General features: G+C 43.9%; 1 pseudogene. It reads right to left on the bottom strand.

The features are described 5' to 3' along the window. Positions 1-515, bottom strand: a pseudogene (locus tag A5875_RS24180) (MSCRAMM family adhesin SdrF); the annotation flags it as partial.

The following is a 515-nucleotide window of genomic DNA, read 5'->3' as shown; positions in this document are numbered from 1 at the left end:
GAATCACTATCCGAATCTGAGTCACTGTCGCTGTCGGAATCACTATCTGAGTCCGAATCACTGTCGCTGTCAGAATCACTATCTGAATCTGAGTCACTATCGCTGTCGGAATCGCTATCCGAATCTTTTTGAACAATGATGCTGCTTGACTGACTTACCTTATCCTCTTTCCCATCTTGATGTCCGATAACTTTTACAGTCACTTCGTCTCCTTCTTCAAGAGCTCGTCCAGTAATCCGCGCATATTCACGTGCAATATCATTTAAGTCGTAATAGTATTCCCCACCAGGACCAACTTCTATCCCACTGACTATTAAATGACCATTGATATAAATATCCACAGTATATGTTCGATCGTAGTCCATATTCTGACTAGGTACTTTTCCTGAAATGACCGTATCACCAGGAGCAAGTGGGTTGACTGTCGGAGGACTAACTACCCATCGGTCATAATCCTTATCGGCGTCGGAATCGCTATCTGAATCTGAGTCACTGTCGCTGTCGGAATCACTATC

The organism is Enterococcus sp. 3H8_DIV0648 (assembly GCF_002140655.1).
GTDB lineage: Bacteria > Bacillota > Bacilli > Lactobacillales > Enterococcaceae > Enterococcus_A > Enterococcus_A hulanensis.
Note: the sequence above shows the minus strand (reverse complement) of the source record. Positions and strands in the feature narration are given on the sequence as shown.